The sequence below is a fragment of the Streptomyces sp. NPDC050263 genome, assembly GCF_040655955.1.
Classification (GTDB): domain Bacteria; phylum Actinomycetota; class Actinomycetes; order Streptomycetales; family Streptomycetaceae; genus Streptomyces.
The window spans coordinates 83,423-90,187 of record NZ_JBFAKW010000026.1; the positions used below are offsets into that span (position 1 = coordinate 83,423).

General features: G+C 71.7%; 2 protein-coding genes. Both read right to left on the reverse strand.

The window, feature by feature from the left end:
* Positions 1 to 86: 86 nt before the first annotated feature.
* Positions 87 to 3,653, reverse strand: coding sequence for a carboxylic acid reductase (gene car, locus AB0J04_RS14975; RefSeq protein ID WP_363168822.1), 3,567 nt, complete (start codon positions 3,651 to 3,653; stop codon positions 87 to 89).
* Positions 3,654 to 3,796: 143 nt separating this feature from the next.
* A complete protein-coding gene (locus tag AB0J04_RS14980; RefSeq protein WP_363168823.1) occupies positions 3,797 to 6,238 on the reverse strand; it encodes a LuxR C-terminal-related transcriptional regulator in 2,442 nt (813 codons plus the stop codon).
* Positions 6,239 to 6,765: the final 527 nt, after the last annotated feature.

A 6,765-nucleotide genomic window follows, 5' to 3' on the forward strand; every position in this document is an offset into this window, starting at 1 on the left:
GTGCGTCAGGCGACTGTCCCCACCTGAGCAGGTAGGTTTGGGGGCGTGAGCAGGTACGGGGCTACTCAAGTGAGTAGCGCGTCGCGCTACAACAGACCCCGCTGCCGCAGGTCGGTCGCGTACTTGACGATCAGTTCGCGCGACAGACGCGGGATGTCCTTCTCCACACCGATCCCGGCCTCCCGTACGGCGGCCCGGAACCGGTCGGCGGGGAGCGCGGACCCGGGCAGTGGCTCCTCGGGCTCGGCGAAGGCGTGCAGCAGCGGCAGCAGCGAGTGCTGCCGCTGGTGTTCGGGCAACGCGCGCAGCGCGGTCTCGAACCGCACGGACCAGTCCCCGTGGTCCGCCAGGCGCCGGATCGGGTGACCGGCCTCGTCGAGCCACGTCACGAAGTCGTCCAGCGAAACGCCGTCGTCGTGCGGGTTGACCACGTTGAACGTCCGGTATCCGTGGTCGCGCGCGCCGAGCGCGTTGACGGCTTCCGCCGTGAAGTCGACGGGCAGCCCGTCGAAGTGGGCCCGCCCAGGGCCCACGGATGAGTCGGTCCGGTAGAACGACGTCGGCGCGATGCCGGTCCGCAGCAGGCTGAACAGCAGACGGGTGAGCACGTCGGGCAGGTTCAGCTGCCCGGTGTAACGGCTGTGGGCGAGGATCATGTCCGAGCGGAACACGGCCACCGGCAGGCCGCACAGGGCGTGGGCCTCCCTCAGCAGCACCTCGCCCGCCCACTTGCTCGTGCCGTATCCGCCGGCGTAGGTGTCGTCGAGTGCCCGCACGGGGCTCAGTTCACGGATGTCACCGGTCTCGTCGAGGACGGACGGACCGGGCTGGGCGGCCACGGCGGCGGTCGAGAGATGGACGAACGGTTTGATCCTCGTGGTGATCGCCAGCCGGATCAGTTCGGCCGTGCCCACGACGTTCGGGCCGAACAACTGCTCGTACGGAAGGACGTGGTTGACCAGGGCGGCCGGGTGCGCGACCAGGTCGACCTCCTCGGCCAGCCGCCGCCAGGTCGCCTCGGTCAGCCCCAGGTTCGGCCGGCCGATGTCACCGGCGAGCACCTCGAGACGGTGCGCGGCCAGTTCCCGGTAGCGGCGCAGCAGTTCCGGGTCGCCGCTGTCGAAGACGCGGTCGAGCCGGGCCCGGGCGGCGGGCTCGTCCCGGCCGCGCACGATACAGATCACTCGCCCGCCGGTGTCGGCCAGTCGCTCCAGCCAGTCCAGGCACATGAACCGGCCGAGATAGCCGGTCGCGCCGGTGAGCAGTACGGTCCGCGGGGCGTGCCCGTCGGCCGACGGCAGCCGCGCGGCGGCAGTGGCGGCGTTGAGGGTGTCGGCGTCCAGGAACCGGTCCAGGGTGAGGTCGGCCGCGCGTACCTCGGTGCTGCCCGCGCCGTGCACCATGGCGAACGTGGGCCGCTTCGCGCCCGATACGCGGCCGGCCTCGATGTGGTCCGCGAGGGAACGCAGGTCGTTCGTCGCGCCGAGGACCGCTCCGACGGACACCTCGACGCCGTAGATCTCCGTCAGGAGCGTGGCGAAGGACACCGCGGTCAGGGAGTCGCCGCCGAGGTCCGTGAAGTGGGCGGCGCCGTCCGGCTCCTCGGTCGAGCGGCCGAGGAGCGCCTGCGCGGCGCGGCCGACCGTCTCGAACACGGGCTGGTCGGGACCGCCGTCGCGCAGTGTGCGCAGCGCGTCCTCCTGGCCCCGGGCGAGTTCGTCGTACAGCGCTTCGAGCCGCTCCGCGTAGCGTTCCCTGAGCCGGGGCGGCAGATTCTTCCGGGTGTCCGACAGGAGCCCGTTCTCCAGCGTGAAGGGCTCGGTCTCGATCAGGAAGTCGCGCGGGATCTCGTACGCGTTCAACTCGGCCTCGCGGGCCGCCAGTTGCAGGGCCTCGCGCAGCGGGGCCCGGAGGTCGTCCAGGTGTGCCGCCCGGTCGAGCGCGTCCTCGGTCGGCACGATCACCGCCAGCAGGTGGGAGCGTTCGCTGTTGCCGTAGACGAAGATCTGCCGCACGAGGGGGCTGCCGACGTAGACCCCTTCGAGGCGGGAGAGCGCGACGAACTCGCCCTGCGCGAGCTTGACCACGTTGTTGCGGCGGTCGACGTACACGTACTGGTCGGGACCGATCCGGGCCATGATGTCGCCGGTCCGGTAGTAGCCGTCCTCGTCGAAGGACCGGGCCGTCGCGTCGGGCCGCCGGTAGTAACCGGGAGTGAGGGTCTGCGTCTTGAGGACCAGCTCACCGCGCGGGTAGGGCGAGTCGGTCCGGAAGTAGCCCAGTTCGGGGACGTCGACCAGTTTGCAGTCGAGCACCGGCGGTCGCTGCACCCGCGTGTTGAGCAGTACGGACCCGGTCTCGGTGGAGCCGTACCCCTCCCACAGGGGCAGATCCAGGCAGGACTCCAGGAACTCCCGCAGTTCGGCGGAGAGCGGGGCGCTGCCGCAGAGCGCCTGAATCAGCCGCCCGCCGAACAGACGCTCCCGCAGGTCTGTCTTCACGGCGGCGTCGAGCGCCTGCCGGTCGGCGAACTCCGCGGCCCGCCGCGTCATTTCGGCCTGGTACTCCTGGAACAGCAGGTCGCAGATGCGGGGCACCATGAGCAGGGCCGTCGGCCGGGCTAGCGCGATGTCCTCGAACAGCGTCGACAGATCGCTCTTCGCCGTGAAGTAGGAGATGCCGCCCCGCCGGAGCGTCTCCACGAGCGACGAGCGGCCCGCGACATGGCTCAGCGGCAGATAGTTGACGACGATCGAGGCCACGTCGTCGGGTATGGGTACGGAGCCGGCCCACGACCGGTGCAGCATGCGCTCGGTGTAGATGGCCCCCTTCGGCGTCCCCGTGCTGCCGGACGTGTAGATCAGGAGGCGGGTGGGGTCGTCGTCGGGGCCGGGGGTGAACAGCGGTGCGGGCGGCAGGTCGCGGCCTCGTGCGATCACCGCCGCCAGTGTGTCGGGGGCCGGGTGACCGGCTGCGGCCAACCGGGCGCAGGCGGCGTCGAACGCCTCCCGTTCGACATCGTCCTCCGGGTGGTGGTCGAACACGACCAGCCGCGGCGCGGACTCGGCGGACAGCACCAACTCGACTGCGCGGTCCAGCAGTTCGACGCTCGTGGCGACGACGCGCGGACCGGTCTCCGCGATGATCGGCGCGAGCTGGGAGACGGGCGCGCCGGACTGCAACGGTACGGACACCGCACCGTGGCGCAGACACGCCAGGTCGAGGGTGACGTAGTCGCAGCTGGTGAACCCGTAGATCGCCACGAACTCCCCCGGGACGAGGGGCCGTCGGCCGGGTTCACCGGCCCCCGGGTCCGCCGCCCATTCCGCCGCGACGGCCCCGGCCCGCCCCCACAGTTCGCCGTAGCCGACGGTCCGGAACTCCGGGAGCAGCCGCAGTGACGTGCGTCCGGAGGCCGGGTCGGTCACCGGCTCCGTCGCCCGCTCGGCCATGGCCGGCCGCTCGGCGTACCCGTCCATGATCGTCGCGACGGTGCGCGACAGGACTTGCGCCTGCCCGACGTCACGCACCGCCGCGCCGACCGACGGAAGCGGCATGGCACGGCGGTACTGCGGATCGCGTGCGGACAACTCCGCGACGAGGCGGGCCGGCCGGCTGCTCGGGGAGAGGTCTGCGTCGGTCGGAGCGGGCATGGGCCGTCACCAGTTCTCTGTGGGCGGGTTCGGGTTTCGGACTCGGACTCGGGTTCGGACTCGGGTTCGGACTCGGGTTCGGACTCGGGTTCGGACTCGGGTGCGGACTCGGGTTCGGACTCGGGTGCGGACTCGGGTGCGTGCTACGTCGAGCGGACGCCGGAGCGGAACGTGGGGGCGGGGCGGAAGTTTCCGGCCGTGGCCGGCAGCACCGTGCCCGCCGCACAGTCCTGGTACCACCGGGCCAGTTCCACCCGGGACTTGATGCCGAACTTCCGGAAGATGTTCCGCAGGTGGTAGTTGACCGTGTACGAGGAGAGGTGCAGCTTCCCGGCGACCTGCCGATTCGTCATGCCCAGCACGACCAGCTCCGCCACCGCGCGCTCGGAGCCGGTGAGGGCCTGCCCCGGATCGGCCGGCCGCTCGGCGGGGCCCCGGGGGGCGGCGGGGGCCCCGGAGGCGGCGGGGGGCGGCACCTTCGGCAGCGCCAGTCGGGTGAGCCGTCCGGTGATCCTGGCGACGTCGTTACCGGCGCCGGCCTCCTCGTACAGTTCCCGCGCCGCGACGAACTCGCGCCGCGCCGCGCCCTCGCCGCGGCCGAGCAGCAGGGTCCCCAGGTCCTCCGCGGCCCAGGCGGCGGCCCAGACGTCGCGGTGCTCCCCGCGGGCCCGGGCCAGGGCGGCCCCGTCCTGGCGCAGGACGCCGTCCGCGTGCAGCGCCGAGACGGTCAGCGGCGCGTGGGCGGAGTTGTCGTGGGCGAGCGTACGCACCGCGCGGAGCGCTTTCTCGGCCAACTGGGGCGCGTTCGCGGCGAGGGCGGTGCGGACCATCCAGGGGGCCGCTCCCGGCTCCTCCACGAAGAGGACGGGTGTGTCGATCAGCTGCGCCAGCCGCCCGGTCAGCAGTTCGGCGCCCTGTGCCGCGCCGTGCCGCTCGGTCGCGACCTGGAGGGCGACCCAGTCGGGCTGGGCGTAGAGCACGTGTCGGTCCGGTTCCCGCTCGGCTTCGTAGCGTGCCACCAGCCCCTCCGCGGCGCACAGTTCGCCGCCGCGCAGGGCGGCGAGCGCATGGACGGCACCGGCCAGGGGGAGCAGCCATCGGTGCCGCCGGTCGACGACGCCCAGGGCGGCCTCGGCCCATCGACCGGCCTTTCGGTGATCGCCCTTGGCGCTCATGATCCTTGCCACGATGGCCCCCCGAACCAGGCTCGCGGGCGGCGCGCCGGACTCCCCTTCCCAACAAGCCACCTTGCGCAGCAGTTGCTCCGCCTCGGCCGTCTCGCCCAGCAGGGAGAGCTCGAGCGCCACACAGTTCGCGATGAGTTCCTCGACGAGCGAGGACCTGCCCGGCGGCAGGAGTGCGGTGGCCTGCCTGCTCAGCCACAGGGCTTCGGCCGCCCGGCCGCCCGCGCGGGCGCCCACCGAGTGGACCAGCGTCATCAACGCCTGTCCCGGTCCCTCACCCGAGGCCGGACAGCCGTGGAGGAGGGCGCTCGCCGACTCCTGGGCCTGGTCCGTCCGGCCCTCGTACAGGAGGGAGACGGCTCCGGCGGACAACGCCACCATGCTGTCCTCCTGGACCAGGCACATCGCCGTCGAGGACCGCGGCGGCGGCGCGAAGCGGGCCGGGGCGCCGGGGGTGCCGGACCGCGGAAGACGGTCGGCGCGGGCGGGCGCGGACGCGGCGTGCAGCAGCACCTGACGTACGCCGAGCGCGGTGCTCTCCACGATCGTCCTGCGGACCAGTTCGTACCGGAAGGCGAGCCGGTCGCTGCTGCGGCAGTCGAGCAGGCCCGCGTCGATGGCCCGCTGCACGCAGGCGGCGAGGCTGGCGGGAGGAACGTCGACGAGGACCGCGGCCAGGTCCTCGACGCCGAACTCCGGACCCAGCAGGGCGGCCGTTCGCAGCATGTCCTGGATCTGCTCGCCGTGGTCCTTCAGCAGGCAGTTCACGGTGGATCGCAGCCGGTCGGGCACCGCGGCGGAGGTGAGCTCGGCCGTCTGGCCCACGACGCGCACCCGGCCGTCCTCGCGCAGGCCGGCGGCCAGGGCCGCCGTCAGCAGCGGGTGACCCGCCGCCTCGTCGGCCAGTTCCGTCAGACCGGGGTCGGGCCGGGCTCCCAGGGTGTCGGCGAGGAGTTCGCGTACCGCGTCCGGGGCGAGCGGGCCGAGGGTGAGCCGGGTGCACCCCCCGTCCTCCAGCGCTCTGACGAACCGGTGCGCGGCCAGGCCGTACGCCTGGTCGCGCAGGGTGAGGAGCCACACCTGCGGTTGGTGCCGCAGCGCCGCGAGCCGGGCCGTCATCCGAGAGAGCAGGGCCTGGTCGGCATACACGTGTAAGTCGTCCAGAACCGCCAGCACCGGATGTTCCGCGGTCGGTGGCGGAAATGGGTCGGTCTCGGCGCGGACCACGGTGAACTCGCGCTTCTCGGCGATGCCGCAGACCTCGTGTACCAGGCGTGTTTTTCCGACGCCCACATCTCCCGAGATCAATATCACGCCGCCGCGGCCGGATTCCGCTTCGGCCAATGACTGAAGGATAAGGCTCATTTCCAAGGAGCGACCGCGCAGGGGACTGTTCGACACGTGACCTCATGGTTCGCGTTCAGCGTTGATCAGGCATTGAGCGAATGGGGGCTCCACACCTGGCGAATGTGACGGATCGCGAGATGGACTCGACGCCGCAGCGAAGTCCGGGGAATCGGGGGGGGAGTTGACGATCCATCAGAAACATGCGGAATGCGGATACTTGGCGATCCGCACGACGAATTGCGCCGACCTGTGTCACACAGGGACGGCCAGGAGAACTACGTCACATCCTGGGGAGATGTCTCACCGGATCAAGGTCGGGTGGCACGAGCAACAGACCTTTAACGTTCATGGACTTCACGCCAGCAGTGTTGCAGTCGGGACGGGGCCGGACAAGGGGAAAGCGCCTTCTGCAGGCGGTGCGGCGTGTGGTCATTAACACTTGGACACACTCCTTTCCACTGAGTGGAAAGGGTGCGACCGCCGCTCCTTTCCACTCAGTGGAAAGGAGCGGAAAGCCGCCGCCCCCCCCCGCACGGGGGCGCGGGGCCCCGGGAGGGGGGGGGCGGGTACGGACAGAGCCC

Excerpts from the sequence above, each read along its gene's own strand:
- car (WP_363168822.1), bottom strand. The coding sequence starts at position 3,653 with ATGCCCGCTCCGACCGACGCAGACCTCTCCCCGAGCAGCCGGCCGGCC.